Here is a 14,925-nt window from a genome sequence, read left to right as displayed (position 1 = left end):
GTGATGCTTTCGCACCACCACTGTCGACTGTTAACAACTGATGGGTCAAGTGTGACCTGCATCATGCAGTAATGTCAACAGTCAACTTCAATGGTTGACTGTTGACAGTCAGCAACGGTAGTGTGGTCTGCATCACCACCCGCAATCGCATGAACCAGAGGATCAACGACGATGTTCAACTCCCGCCTTGGCTGCTCGTCCATCAGCTTCCGCCACCAGGAACTGGCCACCGCCCTGCGGACCATCGCCGGACTCGGCTTCGAAGAAATCGACCTGGGTGCGCTGCCGGGCGTGTGTGACCATGTCCCGTATGACCTGACGCAGGATGCTGTGGATGCCGTTGCTGCGGAGGTTGCCGCTTCCGGGCTGCGGGTCCGCTCGGTGAATGGGGACATCGGGGACTTGAATGCCGTTCTCGACGCCGGCCAGCAGGCCGCCCGCGAACGGCACCTTGAAGCGCTGCTCACCCTGACGGCCAAGACCGGCGCCAAGGCGCTTGTCCTGCCGTGCGGCGCCCTCGGCCACGAACCGGTCCAGAGCGTTGAAGCCGACCTCGACCTCATCGCGGCCCAGCTCACCCACGCGGGGCAGCGGGCCGCCGAAGTCGGCGTCGAACTCTGGACCGAATCACTGCACTTCCTGAGGTTCTGCTGGAACCTGGAACGCGCCGGACTGCTGGCGCAGCGGTTGGCCGGATCCGGCGTCGGGATTGTCATGGACTTCAGCCACATCGTGGCTGCGGGGGAGGACCCGCTGGAGTACCTCGAGCGGCACGCGGGAAGGATTTCCCACATCCACCTCCGGGACGCCGTGCCGGGGAACATCAACCTCAGCATCGGCAACGGCAACGCGGATTTTGCAGCGGGGCTGAGTGCCCTCGCGGCGAGCGGCTATGCCGGCCACTTCTCGCTCGAACTGGAAACCCGCGACGTCACCCATGACGAACGCCCTGCCGCCGCCGCCAAAGCTGCCAGCTTCATCACCGACCTCATCTGAACAGCTTCATCAGTACTACTCCAAAAGCACCACCAACCAATTCCAAGGAGCATCATGACCACCACCCAGCGCACCGCCGTCCTCACCGGAGCAACCTCGGACCGCGGCATCGGCATCACCACCGCCCGCCGCTACGCCAACCAGGGCTGGGCGGTGGTGATCCTGGACCTCGACGCCGAGAAGTCCGCCAAGGTCGCCGCCGAGATCGGCAACGAGTTCAATGTCCCGGCGTTCGGTTATGAAATCGACGTCGCCAACGAAGGCTCCGTCAACGCCGCGTACGCAGCGGTCAAGGCCGAGGTCACCGCCGGCAACCTTCCGCCGGTGGGAGCCCTCGCCAACATCGCCGGCATCACCTCCCCCGTGCCGTTCCTGGAGACCACCCTTGAGCTCTGGCACAAGGTGATGGACGTGAACGCCACAGGCACCTACCTCGTCACCAAGGCATTCCTGCCGGACATGATCGAAAACGGCTGGGGCCGGATCGTGAACATGTCCTCCGTCTCCGCCCAGCGCGGCGGCGGCGTCTTCGGCAAGGTCCCCTACTCCGCAGCCAAGGCGGCAATCCTCGGCTTCACCAAGGCGCTGGCCCGCGAAATCGGCGCCACCGGCGTCACCGTCAACGCCATCACCCCCGGCGCCGTGGACACCAACATCCGCGTGGGCAGCACCGAGGAGCAGGAAGCCGCCATCAACGCCGGCATCCCCCTGGGCCGCAACGCCACCACCGAGGAAATCGCCGCCGTCATCACCTTCCTCTCCTCCGAGGAATCGGCCTACCTCACGGGCACCACCGTGGACATCAACGGCGGAAGCCACATCCACTAGCAGCCTCGCGGCACCCAGAAGACCGAGCGCATGTCAGAGAGCCCACCATGACCAAGATTTTCAACGATCCCTCCGAATTCGCCGAAGAAGCCCTTGCCGGGTTCTGCGATGTCCATTCCGGGCTGGTGCGCCAGGTCCCCGGCGGCGCTGTGCGGCGCCACCGTCCTGCCTCCCCCAAGGTAGCGGTCCTCGCCGGCGGCGGTTCCGGGCATTACCCGGCGTTCGCCGGCCTGATCGGCAGCGGACTGGCCGACGGCGCCGTGGTGGGCAACATCTTCACCTCACCCTCGGCGCAGCAGGCCTATGCCGTGGCCAGGGCTGCGGAGTCCGGCGCCGGCGTTGTGTTCACCTACGGCAACTACGCCGGGGACGTGCTGAACTTCGGCATGGCCAGCGAACGGCTTGCCGCCGAGGGCATCCAGGTTGAAAACGTCCTGGTCACTGACGACATCGCCAGCGCGCCGCCGTCGGAAGCTGAAAAGCGCCGCGGGATCGCAGGTGACTTCACCGTCTTCAAGATCATGGGTGCCGCCGCCGAGGCCGGCGCGGACCTGGCCGAGGTGGTGCGGTTGGGCCGGAAGGCCAACAGCCTGACCCGGACCATCGGCAGTGCGTTCCATGGGTGCACGTTCCCGGGCGCCGATGCCCCGCTGTTCACTCTCAATGACGGGCAGATGGGGCTCGGGTTGGGGATCCACGGCGAACCCGGTCTGTTCGACACCGACCTGCCGTCCGCCAAGGAGCTGGGCCAGGAATTTGTGTCCCGCGTCCTGGCCGAGACCCCGCCCGGGGCCGGGGACCGCCTCGCCGTGATCTTGAATGGACTCGGTTCCACCAAGCACGAGGAGCTCTTCGTCCTCTGGCTGACGGTGGCCCCGCTCCTGCGCGACGCCGGCTACACCCTGGTCCTGCCCGAGGTGGGGGAGCTGGTCACCAGCCTGGACATGTCCGGTGTTTCCCTGACCGTTACGTGGCTGGATGACGAGCTGGAGCCGCTCTGGGCGGCGCCGGCCGAGACGCCCGCCTACCGGCGCGGTGTTGCGGTAGCCCAGACAGGTGACCGGAGTGCCGACGCGACCGTTGATGTTGCAGCCGAATCAGCGTTCGAGGCCGACGGCGACTCCCGCGCTTACGCGGTCCAATGCGTGGCGGCACTCGAGGCCACCCGCCACTCCCTGCATGAGGCCGAAGGCTGGCTCGGCGACCTGGACGCGGTGGCCGGCGACGGTGACCACGGCCGCGGCATGGTCCGGGGGATCGACGCAGCGGCAGCAGCCGGTGCCGCCGCTGCGGCCCGGGGTGCCGGGGCCGGTTCAGTCCTGACAGTCGCCGGCGACGCCTGGGCTGACAAGGCAGGCGGCACTTCAGGGGTGCTTTGGGGCGCAGGCCTCCGGGCGCTGGGTGAATCACTGGGCAACCAGGAGACCCCCGACGCCGGTGCGCTGGCGGCAGGAATGAGCGCCTTCACGGACAGGATCACCGGCCTGGGGAAGGCCGAGGCGGGCGACAAGACCATGGTGGATGCGCTGCTGCCCTTCACCGAAACCCTGAGCCGCCTGGTCCACGAAGGCGTTGAGCTTGGCCAGGCGTGGGCTGCCGCGGCACAGGAAGCTGAAGCGGCGGCCAAGGCCACCGCCTCACTGCGGCCGCTGAAGGGACGGGCACGCCCGCTCGCGGAGAAAAGCGTGGGCACCCCCGACCCCGGAGCGACCTCGCTGGCCATGATCTTCACGGTGATCGGCCCGATCCTCACCGCTGGGATCCCCGCAGGAGTGCCCTCGGGTGCCACCCAGGCGATTCCCGCCCAGCCGGCCGATGCGCGTTCCTGAGCACTGCTGAACGATTTCGGCGTCGCCGTCATTCCACGGTGACGGCCACCCGCTGCACCACGTTGTTGCCCATACCCTGGTAGTTCCAGTTCTGCTCCAGGGGCTGGGTGGCGCCGGTGCTGTCCGTTGCCCTGCAGGCCAGTTCGTGCGGCCCGGGGTCCGCAACCCACGGCAGCGTCCATCTGCACCAGGCGAACGGCCCGGCGGGCTTCTCCAGATGGGCGGCTACCCATTCGCCGTCGATCCCGACCTCCACTTTGGTCACCGCACCCCGGCCGGACCATGCCCTGCCTTCCAGCATCACCGGCCCCGCCTGCAGCACCCGGGCGCGGGTGAAAGAGTCCGGGATTCCCGGCGGAACCATCAGCGAACGGACCCTGATCCGCGTCACCGGCGTGCCGGCGTCGTACTCGTTGTCCTGGTAACGGTAGGCCTCCGCCTGCTGGAACCCTTTGAAGGGTGCTGTCACCACTTCGATGGACCTCAGCCACTTGACGCTGGCCATCCCGTACCAGCCGGGAACCACCAGCCTGAGGGGATAGCCATGCTGCGGGGGCAGGTCACGGCCGTTCATCCGGTAGGCAAGAACGACGTCGGGACGCATCGCCTCGTGGATCGGCAGGCTCCGCGCGTACTGCTGCCGTACCCCGCCCTGGATCCCGGCGTCGGCGCCTGTGAAAACCACGTCCGTGGCTTCGTCCAGGACTCCGGCCTTCGCGAGCAGGTAGGCCAGCGGCACACCGGTCCATTCCGCGGTTCCCACGCCTTCGAGGACCCACGGCTGGCTGACCGGCCTGGGTGTGAGCAGCGAGCGCCCGTTGCCGGCGCATTCAAGGGTGACCGGGATGGTGATGGCCGGATCCTTCTTCAGCGCGGCCAGGCGCAACTCCCACGAGCGCTCCACCGCACCGTTGATCTGCAGGTGCCACGATGCTGCGTCGCCCTCCGGAATATCGAAGTGCGTGAGTACGTAGTGGAGCCCCGGCGGTGTAACGTCGCGGCGCATGGCCTCAAGCGGCATCGCATGGTTGCGGGCAGCCAGTTGCAGTTCCTCCGCGGTCAGCGGACCTGTGGTGGGCTCTCCGGGCTGCGGTGCGTGGCGGGCGGAGTGGCGGCGCTTATAGATCTGCTTCACGGCGGTGCGATTCTGCTCGATGGTGCCCTGCTGGTCCCCTCTTCACAGGTTTACGCCCGGCCGCCCCGCGTGGTCAACGCAAGATCCGCATTTCCGGGACCTGCGGCTACTCCCAAGGACGGACGGACTACAGCTGCGGTGCCTTCACGAACTCAGCCAGGCTGATCGGCTCCCGGCCGGTCAGGGCGTGCACGTCGGGCGACAGCCCGGCCGCCTCGCCGGCAGCGATGGCGGTGTAGGTGCTCACCCAGGCATCCACCTGCCAAGGCGGCGCGCCGTAGGACTCCCGGGAGCGGTACGCCTCCTCCACGGTTTCAGGGTGGTAGGAGATGCTGCGCCCCGTGCCCTGCGTGAGGATTTCGGCCGCGCGGGCCAGGGTGAAGTCCTCCGGGCCGGTGAGGTTGTAGGTCGCCCCCACATGGAGCGCAGGATCCCGCAGGACCATCACGGCGCACCGGGCAATGTCCTGGCGGGCAACGGCGGAAACCGCTCCGTCCCCGGCAGGACCGCGGATGACGCCGTATTCCCCTGCCAGCTGCGGCAGGACGTCGAGGTAGAGGTTGTCCCGCAGGAACGTATAGGCCATCCCCGAGGCCTTGATCCGCTCCTCCGTGGCGTAGTGGTCCCTGGCCAGCGTGAACGTCGCATCGGGGGCAGCACCATAAAGGGACGTATAGACAACGTGCCGCACCCCCGCCTCCGCTGCGGCGTCGATGAAGGTGAAGTGCTGCTTCAGCCTGTCCTCAGCCTCCTGTCCGGACACCATGAACAGGATCTTGACGCCCTCCAGCACCTGCCGTGCCAAAGCCGGATCGGCGTAACTGAACACCAGCGGGACCGCACCCTCCAGCTCCGGCGCCCGGCCGGCGTCGCGGACCAGCAGGCGCTGCGCGGTCCCGGCGTCGGCCAATTGCCGGGCCACCATCCCGCCCAAAATACCCGTGGATCCGGTGACGGCAAGCTCTGGCAGGGCTGGAAGGGCGGTCATTGAGCTCCTAGGCTTCGCGGGTGGCAGGGGACTTGGTCTTGGCCGGATCCCGCTCAGCCAGGGAGCCCACGGCGTCATCGATTTTCTTCATCACGTCCGGCTCCAGGACGATCCCTGCGGCGGCCACGCTGTCCGCGATCTGCTCAGGGCGGGACGCGCCGACGATCGCGGAGGCCACGTTGGGATTCTGCAGGACCCAGGCCACGGCGAGTTGCGGCATGGACAGCCCGGCCTCAGCTGCCACGGGCTTGAGTTCCTGGACCGCGGCGAGCACGTCGTCGCGCATCCAGCGCTCGATCATCTTGGCGCCGCCCTTCTCATCCGTGGCGCGACTGCCTTCGGGAGCCGGCTGCCCGGACAGGTACTTGCCGCTCAGGACGCCCTGGCCCATGGGGGACCAGACAATCTGGGAGATGCCCAGCTCTTCGGACGCAGGCACCACTTCAGCCTCGATGACCCGCCACAGCATGCTGTACTGCGGCTGGTTGGAGATCAGCTGGAAGCCCAGTTCCTTGGAGAGCGCGTGGCCTTCGCGAAGCTGCTCCGCCGTCCATTCGCTGACTCCGATGTACAGTGCCTTGCCCTGCCGGACAATGTCCGCGAACGCCTGCATAGTCTCTTCCAGGGGCGTCTCGAAGTCGTAGCGGTGGGCCTGGTAGAGGTCCACGTAGTCCGTCTGCAGCCTGCGGAGCGAACCGTTGATCGACTTCATGATGTGCTTGCGGGACAGGCCCAGATCGTTCTTGCCCTTGGGCCCGGTGGGGCCGAAAACCTTGGTGAAGATTTCCAGTGACTCGCGGCGCTCACCCTTCAGGGCCTCGCCGAGGACGGTTTCCGCTGCGGTGTTGGCGTAGACGTCCGCCGTGTCGAAGGTGCTGATGCCGGCGTCGAGCGCAGCCCGCACACACTGCGTGGCGACGTCGTTCTCCACTTGGGAGCCGTGCGTCAGCCAGTTGCCGAACGTGATTTCTGAGACTTTGAAGCCGCTGTTTCCGAGGTATCTGAATTCCATGGTTTTCACGCTAGCGGAGATGGCGGCTCACGGTAAGGGCTTTCCAAAATCACGACGGCGGCAGCATCACGCCTGCGGTCAGCGGCGCCGGAGTTCCGCGTACTCCAATGACGGGACTACGGCCCCGGCGTCGCGCTCCACGAAGTTGGTTCCGGGCGGCACCAGTTCATCGATTGCGTCCAGCACCGACTCGCCCAAAAGGCTGTCGGCGGCTTTGAGGTAGGCGTGCAGGTGCTCTTCGGTGCGCGGGCCGATGATCACGCTGCTGATGGCCGGATGGTTCAGGGCGAACCCGACGGCGAGTTCCACCAGGGAGATCTCCAGCTTGTCGGCCAGCCGGGCCAGCGAGTCCGCGGCCAGCAGCTTCCGCTCGCTGGCAGGGCCGGAGATGTCATACCGGCCCGGCAGTGAATGCACGCGTGCCGGAGGCCTGCCGGCATCAAGGACGAAGTCGCCGGACAGCCAGCCGCCCGCCAGGGGGCCATACGCCAGAACTCCCAGCCCGTACTGCTGGGAAATGGGAAGGACGTCGCGTTCATTGCCGCGGACCAGCATGGAATAGGGGACCTGGTTGCCCACCGGCGGGATCAGGTGGTTGGTGGTGGCCAGCCACTGGGCCTCCACCAGCTGCGCCGGGGTGAAGACCGAGGTGCCGTAGTAAAGGATCTTCCCCTGCCGGATGAGGTCGTTCAGGGCGGTGATGGTTTCCAGCACGTCAGTGTTGTAGTCAGGACGGTGCGCCTGGTACAGGTCGATCCGGTCAGTCTGGAGCCTGCGGAGGCTGCCCTCCACGGCCTGCATGATCCAGCGTCGCGAGTTCCCGGAGTGGGCCGGGTTGGCGCTCATCTGGCCGTGGAATTTGGTGGCCAGGAAAACGTCGTCGCGCCGGCCGCGGAGTGCGCGGCCCACCACCTGTTCGGACTCGCCCTGGGAGTACACGTCAGCTGTGTCCACGGCGGTGATGCCGGCATCGAGCGCAGACTGGATGATGCGGATGCTGTCGTCCGCGCCGGTGGGGGCGCCGGTTCCGGTGGCACCGGGTGCAGCGCCGAAACCTTCACCGAAGTTCATGGTGCCCAGTGTGAGCGGGCTGATGGGCGTGCCCGACCGGCCGAACACACGAAGCTCGCTGAGGCTCATCCCCGGCTCCTGACGATCGAATTCCCACGCGGTTTGCTGTGGATCGTCACGACGCTACACAAATTCGAGGTTGCGCAGCAGGAAAGTGCCACAGTCCTTAGCTTTTCTTAGCACGGGGTAACGCAGAGCGGACCGATGACGGTTTGTGAAGGAGCAGACGCCGGCTCAGGGCCTGTCGGCGGGCAGCTTGCCTTTGAGGAGGGTGGAGTGTGCGGAAAGGGACACCAGGGATCCCGTGTCCAGCGGGGACAGCGGTGCGGGGGAGGCGGGTTTCTTGAAGGAACGCGGCACATCCCGCGCAGGCCGGTCCTGGTGCAGGGCAGACTCCACCAGCGGCGCCACCGCCACAATTTTTTCCGCCGGAACGCCGGGCTCGGGCAGGTCGCGGACCGAAATCGTGATTTCCGGTGCGGCGGCCCGCGCCCTGGCCATGGCCCGGGCGTCAGCCTCCGCAACTGCGGCTGCCCAGTCCTCTGCCAGCACGGGAGGCTCACGGCGTGCGGCGGCCAGGAGCGGGTGGTGCTCCACTTCCCCGTGCAGCCGCGGCCTGAGCTCCGACGGCTTAATGAGGTTGCGGCCCTTGCTGACAGCCCTGCGCCAGTCACGCCGCTTCCCGGGCGCGGGGGCAACGCCGTCGTCGTGCAGTGGCGTTTCGGAGGACGAAGCTGTGTGGGGCCCCTGCCGCGATGCGCCGGAAAGGCGCACAAGCGGGAGGGCCTCGTTCCTGGGGAGCCTGCCGAAGAGGGCCATCACGAAAAGGGCGGCCAGCCGTCCGATGCCGGCGATCACCAGGGTGAGGACCACCAGCAGGAAAAGTCCCAGGAACATGAGGAACGCCAGGCCGAGTGTGCCGAAAAAGGTCAGGTGGAGAGCGATCGTCGTTGAATCTCCCACGTGCACTACTCCTATCTGCGGCTGCGGAATCCGGTCCGGAAACCACCGCCAGCGGGCAACCGGCCCCCTCCTCCACCTTACGGACTATTTGCGGGCGGCGCCGCCGCTGGAGGGGGTCCGGTGGATGTTGTTCCGAAGCTGTTACCGGATAGGGCAGCCGCCCCTGCGCCTATAGTCGGAAGGGACCAACGTGGCCGCAGCACGGCGGCCCAAACACCACCCGCCGGGAGCAAAATGCCTGTACAACCACTCGAGACGAGCAACTGCGTTTGCCTGTCCGGGCTGCCCTATGCCGAATGCTGCGGGCGCTTCCACACGGGCCAGTCCGAGGCCGCCACGGCGGAACAGCTGATGCGTTCCCGCTACAGCGCGTTCGCCCTGCTCAACGCCGGATACCTCCTCAAAACCTGGCACCCGGACACTGCACCTGCGGAGCTGGAACTTGATCCGACCATGGAGTGGCGGCGCCTGGACATTCTGTCCACCAGCCGCGGCGGCCCGCTGGACACCGAAGGGACCGTGGAGTTCAACGCCCACTTCAGGCACGACGGCGAACGCGGAGTCCAGCACGAAAACAGCCGCTTCGTGCGGGAGAACCGCCGCTGGTATTACGTGGACGCCGTGCAGCCGGCCTAGCTCCCGCTGTACGTCTCATCCGGGGTGAAGCCGGCGCGGTCCACCTTGCGGTGGAAGTGCATCCCGGCCAGGCCACCGAGGATGGCCCCGGCGAGGGCAACAACTGCCACGACGACGGCGGCGATGATGCCCATGGTGCTCAGCTGGCCCTCGTTAATGGGGATCCGCGGGAAGCTGTTCAGGTTGGCCAGGATGTTGAACTGCTGGCCGGCGATGATGCCCAGCAGGGCCACAACCACTGCGGCGATCAGGGCCCAGATCCACACCATGAAGCCCTGCTTGGCGCCGTTGAAGCGGGCCATTCTGCCCGCCACGTAGCCGCCGGAGTAGTAGGAAACGAAGAGGATCACCAGCAGGACGATGATCCCGACCAGCCCCACGGTGCCGTTGGTGGTCACCTGGTTCAGGGCCTCGTTGACATCCGTGGTGTTCGCCAGGCCTACCGCGGTCCCCAGAGCCGCCACGAAGGCGGTGAGGAGGACGGACATGCCGGTGGCCGCCAGCCAGCCAAAGAAAGCGGAGCCCACCTTGATGCCGCCGAACTGTTCCTTCTCGCGGGCCACGGCGGTCTGCCGGTCGGTCAGGCTGGGGTCGGTCAGGCGCGGATCGAGGACAGGTGCATCAACGCCCGGCTCGGCAGCGACCGGATCCGGCCGGTAGGCCCGTTCAGCGGAAGGCGCGGGTGTCTGGTCATACACGCGCGTTGGTTCTCCGCCGGCGAAGGCCTGGTCCCGAGCAGTTTCACTCCGTAGATTCTTATTCCGGGCGGTCCGCGGAAGTTTGTCCTCTGGGTTAGTTTGGTTGCTCATGGATCAACTCAACCACTGGTCCGCCCTGATAACAAGAATGCTTACTATCTCGCTAGCGGTACTTCCGGTGCAGGTTTTCCTTTGTCGAGGCCCCCGGCGTCGCGTCCGCGATCCACGGGCCCGTGCCCTCCGACTGGTCCAGGACGCCGGCTTCGAGCCAGGTGTAGTCGCCGGCCAGCACCTTGCGCGAAAGAGTACGGTCGCCGTCGTCAGTGTTACGCCACAGTTCGTCGAAGTACCCGTCAACGCGCACCCGGGCCTGCTCGCAAAACGCCTCGGCAAGCTCGTAAGCAGTTGCTGCGTTCTCCGGAGCAGTGTGAAGCAGCATCTCGGCCCGCGAGCAGGCGGCGGCCATCGCAAACAGCTCTGCCCCGATGTCCACCACCCGGCCCAGGAACGCCTGCTTGAGTTCAAGCTTCGCCTGCCACCGGCCCATGCCATAGAACGTCTGCCGGGCCAGCCGCCGGGAGGACCGCTCCACGAACCGCAGTTGCTTGCCCAGCCGGCCGAACTCGCTGTAGGACCGGGGGTCCATGCCTGCGCCGGCCACCAGCTTGGGCAGCCACCTGGCGTAAAAACCCGAAGCCCCGACGGCGGCCCTCGCCTTGTCCTGCAGGCTCGCATCCATGGACGCGAGGGCACCGGCGGCGGCAAGGTGGGCGTCCACGGCTTCGCGGGCGATGAACAGTTTCATGATTTCCGAGGAGCCCTCGAAGACCCTGTTGATGCGGAGGTCCCGGAGCTGCTGCTCCGCCGGCACCGCCCGTTCGCCGCGGGCCTCAAGGGACTCGGCCGTCTCGAAGCCGCGGCCGCCGCGGATCTGGACCAGCTCGTCGGCGATCAGGTAGCTGATCTCGGTGGACCACAGCTTGGCCAGGGCCGCCTCGATCCGGATGTCCTTCTGGCCGGCGTCCGCCAGTTCCGCCGACAGTTCGAACACGGCGTCCAAGGCAAAAGTCGTGGCAGCAATGAAGGCGATTTTCTTGCCCACCGCCTCATGCTTGCCCACCGGCTGGCCCCACTGGGTGCGGGCGTTCGACCATTCCCGGGCGATCTTCAGGCTCCAGCGGCCGGAGGCTACGCACAGCGCCGGGAGCGAGAGCCGGCCGGTGTTCAGCGTGGTGAGGGCGATCTTCAGCCCCTGGCCTTCGCGTCCGAGCCGGTTGGCCGCCGGAACCCGGACCTGGTGGAAGCGGGTGACGCCGTTTTCAATGCCGCGCAGCCCCATGAACGCGTTGCGGTTCTCAACGGTGATCCCGGGGGAGTCCATCTCCACCACAAAAGCGCTGATGCCGCCCTTGTGGTGCGTGCCGTCCGCATCGGTGCGCGCCGGCACCACGGCCATCACCACCACCAGCTCGGCGATCACACCGTTTGTGGTCCAGAGTTTCACGCCGTCCAGGATGTAGGACCCGCCGTCGTCCGTGGGAACTGCGGTGCTCCCCATCCGGGCAGGGTCACTGCCCACATCCGGTTCCGTCAACAGGAAGGCGGTGATGGCACCGGCTGCGCAGCGGGGCAGGTATTCGCGTTTCTGCTCCGGCGTCCCGAAGACCTTTACAGGTTCGGGGACGCCGATTGACTGGTGCGCCGAGATCAGGGCGCCGAGGCTCGGGTGGACGCTGCCCAGCAGCGCCAGCGCACGGCCGTAGTAGACCATGGACAGTCCCAGGCCGCCGTACTCCTGCGGGATCTTCATGCCGAACACGCCAAGGTCGGCCAGGCCCCTGATGTATTCGTCCGGGATTTTGGCGTCACGCTCGATCGCGCGGCCGGACATGGTGCGGGCGTATTCCGTGAGGCGCTCCATGAAGGCGTCGCCGCGCTCCACGTCCTCAGCCTGAGCCTTTGGCCAGGGGTGGATGAGGCTGAGGTCGAAGTCTCCCAGGTACAGTCCCTTGGCGAAGCTCGGCCTGTCCCAGCCCGTTTCACGGGCGGCCTCGGAGACCGCGCGCGCTTCGGCCGCGGTAACTTCAGGGCCGAGGTTGCCGGCAGCGACAGGAACGTCTGCGGCCGGGGCATCGGCGGCGGTGCTGGTGGCGGCACTGGTGTTGGGGACAGCGGTGTTGGCGGCAGGACTGTCAGTTGCGGAGCTCATGGGGTATCTCCTCTGCCCGGGATGGCCGGTTCAAGCCATGGATCCGCCGGGTTGGAGAACCCTTCAGCTGTCCCCTTATATTACCCGCGGGTAGCTTCCCGTGCTAGGGGATGGCTGGCCCTGAAAGTCCCCCGGAACTTCCACTGTGGAGGCGTGGTGCACCAGCCGGTCCCAGCCATGGTTGATGCCGTGGACCACAGCCAGCAGGGTATTGGACACGAGGAACCAGGCAAGCTTTCCCACCCCCACCAGGACAAGGGCCAGGAACCCTGCCGTGAGGACGAAGCCCACCAGGAGCAGGCCGAACACCAGGGTTCCGACGAACACCATGGTGGCTGTTTCCACTGCACTTAGATCAAACTGCATGCTTCCCCCTGCTGCGCCATTGCTTCGGTTGAGACCAGTAGCATGAGCGTAGGGGGTCGCCGCCGGACTGAGCCAGACCCGGCGCACCCGTGGAGCGGGTCGATATGGGATTGAAATGCTACCGGGACGTAGGTCACGGAGCGGTCGCGGAAGTCACGGTCCGCGATAACATCAGTCGTCGTCGGACTCCGGCGCAGACTGGTTCAGGACGGCAAAGTCGGCGCCGAGCGCCACCTCAACCTCGGAGCCGTTGTCCAGCCTGACTTCAACCTCGTAGGCGACGTTTCCGTCGTTTTCCCGTTCAACCTCGATCACACTGCCTTGGCCCACCTTGGCCAGCGCCGCGTTCGCGGCCTGGTCCCGATCCGGCGTGTTCAGGGGCGCGAGATTGGCGTCGTCGTCGTCTCCTGACCCCGTAGTACCGGTGGACACGAGGGAGGACAGGTTGGCGTTGACAGCAGTTCCGCCCGCGGGCTGATCTCCGCCGGTCCGGGCGCTCGCGGCGACCGCTACGCCGGCGCCGCCCAGGATGACAGCCGCCGCCACCAGGCCCGTGATCACTACAGCTTTTTCACGCACGACAAACTCCTCTCAGATGGTCTAAACAGTGTGCCCCCGCGGCCGGCAAGGTTCAACGCCTCATCGGTTGCGGGCCTGCGTTAACCTTGTAGTTGGCAGTTTTCCGAATCCACTGCCCGTCCCCCGGAATCACAAGCCAGCCGAAGGAGAGTGTGTGCCCCGCTCCGCCAGGTCATCTGCTGACGCGATCAGCGCCCGGCTCCGGGACCTCGAACTCCTCACCAAAGGACCTGCCTGGGCGCTGACACGCTCCGCCCCGTGGGTCATCGCCGTTCTGCAGGCATCCTTTACCCGTACCCGTCCGCAGCTTCCGCTCGAAGAATTCCACGCCGACGTCGACTCCTTCCTTGAGCAGCTCAGGCGGCAGGACCCGGGGCTGGGCGGCTCCGCCGACGGCCCGGCCTCCGGAAAAAAATACGCCGATGAGTGGACCCGCAAGAACTTCCTGACCCGCCGCAACCAGTCGGGGCAGATTGTCTATGAGGTCACCGAACCCGCGGCCCGTGTGCTGGCCTTCCTCGACAGCCTCTCCAGTGAACGGTCCACTTTGAACGGTTCCCGGCTGGGCACCCTCCTGGGCGATGTGGAGAAGCTCGCCAACGAGACCAACCCGGACCAGAGCGCCCGGCTCGAATCCCTCGCCGAGGAAATCGGGGAGCGGCAGCAGCTGATCCAGGACATCAGCTCCGGCGGCTTCGACGGCCTGCTCGATGACGACGAAGCCGTGGAGGCCGCAGGGAACATCCTGGATCTCGCCGCCAGCCTGCCCGCGGACTACAAGAAGATGCGCGACCGGATCGAGGAACTGGTGGGCGCCCTGCGCAACCAGATCATCGAGGAATCGCTCAGCAAGGGCGCCACCATGGCCCAGGTGCTTGAGGCGGACAAGCGGCTCCGGCAGAGTCCCGAAGGCCGGACTTTCCGGTCGTTCACAGCCTTTCTGGAGGACCCGCAGCAGCAGGTGCGGTTCCGGTCGGCCATCGGTGAAGTCCTCAGCAGGCAGTTCGCCGATGACCTCTCGCCGGAGGACCGCGAGACCCTCAAGAACCTGGTGGCCGAGCTCCGCCAGCAGCACAGCCAGATCCAGCGCATCTACGGCAAGCTCAGCGAAAGCCTGAACACCTACGTTCAGAGCGACGACTTCCGCCAGTCCGTCCGCCTCCGGAAGGTCCTGCGCGAGGCCGAGCAGGCCATCAGGTCCCTCCCGTACGAACGGGAACGGCCCGGCCTGGTCCGTGGCCCGGTGCTGTTCAACGCTGGTTTCGAGTCCCTGGCCATGGTCAAGCTTTACGATCCGGACGAGTTTGCCGTGCCACCAAAGCTCGCGGATCCCATCGCGTTCAGCGACTCCGACCGGACGCGCTCGCCCAGGACGGGCAAGGCGCGGCCGGAGGCCATCCGGGCAGCCGTTGCAGGCGCCGCCACCCTTGCCGAAGCCTGGGCCCAGCTGCCGCCTGAAGAGCAGCACATCAACTCCATCCGGGCGCTGCTCTCGCATGCGCTGCAGTCCGGAGCGAACTTCGACCGCGGAGCCTGGGACGGCCTCGACTTCGAACAGATCGACGGCACCACCCGCAAGGCGTTCCTGCCGGTGGTTACCCTCAAGAAGGATTGA

General features: G+C 66.7%; 14 protein-coding genes. 5 read left to right on the top strand and 9 right to left on the bottom strand.

The window, feature by feature from the left end; all coding sequences use genetic code 11:
- Window positions 1–171: 171 nt before the first annotated feature.
- The 3 genes from ABIA70_RS20940 to ABIA70_RS20930 are packed head-to-tail and all read left to right on the top strand — an operon-like array spanning window position 172 to window position 3,653.
- On the top strand, window positions 172–996 hold the full coding sequence (locus ABIA70_RS20940; protein ID WP_354149515.1) for a sugar phosphate isomerase/epimerase family protein: 825 nt from the start codon (window positions 172–174) through the stop codon (window positions 994–996).
- 54 nt (window positions 997–1,050) lie between these two features.
- Window positions 1,051–1,824, top strand: coding sequence for an SDR family NAD(P)-dependent oxidoreductase (locus ABIA70_RS20935; RefSeq protein ID WP_354149514.1), 774 nt, complete (start codon window positions 1,051–1,053; stop codon window positions 1,822–1,824).
- A gap of 47 nt (window positions 1,825–1,871) precedes the next feature.
- Window positions 1,872–3,653: a dihydroxyacetone kinase family protein gene (locus ABIA70_RS20930; RefSeq protein ID WP_354149513.1), complete on the top strand. Its 1,782-nt coding sequence runs from the start codon at window positions 1,872–1,874 to the stop codon at window positions 3,651–3,653.
- Window positions 3,654–3,681: 28 nt separating this feature from the next.
- On the opposite strand, the gene ABIA70_RS20925 is transcribed toward ABIA70_RS20930, so the two are convergent.
- The 5 genes from ABIA70_RS20925 to ABIA70_RS20905 form a co-directional block, all read right to left on the bottom strand.
- Entirely contained in the window at window positions 3,682–4,788 is a 1,107-nt protein-coding gene (locus tag ABIA70_RS20925) for a sulfite oxidase (RefSeq protein WP_354149512.1), read from the bottom strand.
- A gap of 127 nt (window positions 4,789–4,915) precedes the next feature.
- Window positions 4,916–5,776 carry an SDR family oxidoreductase gene (locus ABIA70_RS20920; protein WP_354149511.1) on the bottom strand — a complete coding sequence of 287 codons (861 nt, stop codon included), beginning with the start codon at window positions 5,774–5,776 and terminating at the stop codon, window positions 4,916–4,918.
- A gap of 7 nt (window positions 5,777–5,783) precedes the next feature.
- Window positions 5,784–6,788, bottom strand: a complete 1,005-nt coding sequence (locus ABIA70_RS20915) for an aldo/keto reductase family protein (RefSeq protein ID WP_354149510.1) — start codon at window positions 6,786–6,788, stop codon at window positions 5,784–5,786.
- 78 nt (window positions 6,789–6,866) lie between these two features.
- Window positions 6,867–7,928, bottom strand: coding sequence for an aldo/keto reductase (locus ABIA70_RS20910; protein WP_354149509.1), 1,062 nt, complete (start codon window positions 7,926–7,928; stop codon window positions 6,867–6,869).
- Window positions 7,929–8,093: 165 nt separating this feature from the next.
- Window positions 8,094–8,822 carry a hypothetical protein gene (locus tag ABIA70_RS20905; protein WP_354149508.1) on the bottom strand — a complete coding sequence of 243 codons (729 nt, stop codon included), beginning with the start codon at window positions 8,820–8,822 and terminating at the stop codon, window positions 8,094–8,096.
- Between the two features lie 234 nt (window positions 8,823–9,056).
- On the opposite strand from ABIA70_RS20905, the gene ABIA70_RS20900 reads away from it, so the two are divergent.
- A complete protein-coding gene (locus ABIA70_RS20900; protein ID WP_354149507.1) occupies window positions 9,057–9,458 on the top strand; it encodes a YchJ family protein in 402 nt (133 codons plus the stop codon).
- Here ABIA70_RS20900 and ABIA70_RS20895 read toward each other — a convergent pair.
- From ABIA70_RS20895 to ABIA70_RS20880, 4 genes are all read right to left on the bottom strand, one after another.
- A complete protein-coding gene (locus tag ABIA70_RS20895) occupies window positions 9,455–10,267 on the bottom strand; it encodes a hypothetical protein (protein ID WP_354149506.1) in 813 nt (270 codons plus the stop codon). The two genes, ABIA70_RS20900 and ABIA70_RS20895, sit on opposite strands and share 4 nt — an antisense overlap.
- Before the next feature lie 52 nt (window positions 10,268–10,319).
- Entirely contained in the window at window positions 10,320–12,365 is a 2,046-nt protein-coding gene (locus ABIA70_RS20890; RefSeq protein ID WP_354149505.1) for an acyl-CoA dehydrogenase family protein, read from the bottom strand.
- Between the two features lie 75 nt (window positions 12,366–12,440).
- The gene (locus ABIA70_RS20885; protein ID WP_354149504.1) at window positions 12,441–12,731 is read right to left on the bottom strand and encodes a hypothetical protein; all 291 of its coding nucleotides are present in this window, start codon (window positions 12,729–12,731) and stop codon (window positions 12,441–12,443) included.
- 171 nt (window positions 12,732–12,902) lie between these two features.
- Entirely contained in the window at window positions 12,903–13,310 is a 408-nt protein-coding gene (locus ABIA70_RS20880) for a PepSY domain-containing protein (protein ID WP_354149503.1), read from the bottom strand.
- 154 nt (window positions 13,311–13,464) lie between these two features.
- On the opposite strand from ABIA70_RS20880, the gene ABIA70_RS20875 reads away from it, so the two are divergent.
- A complete protein-coding gene (locus ABIA70_RS20875) occupies window positions 13,465–14,925 on the top strand; it encodes a DUF3375 family protein (protein ID WP_354149502.1) in 1,461 nt (486 codons plus the stop codon).

The organism is Arthrobacter sp. 754, from assembly GCF_040548695.1.
Taxonomy (GTDB): domain Bacteria; phylum Actinomycetota; class Actinomycetes; order Actinomycetales; family Micrococcaceae; genus Arthrobacter.
The sequence above is the reverse complement of the archived record's forward strand: the minus strand, read 5'-3'. Positions and strand labels throughout refer to the sequence as shown.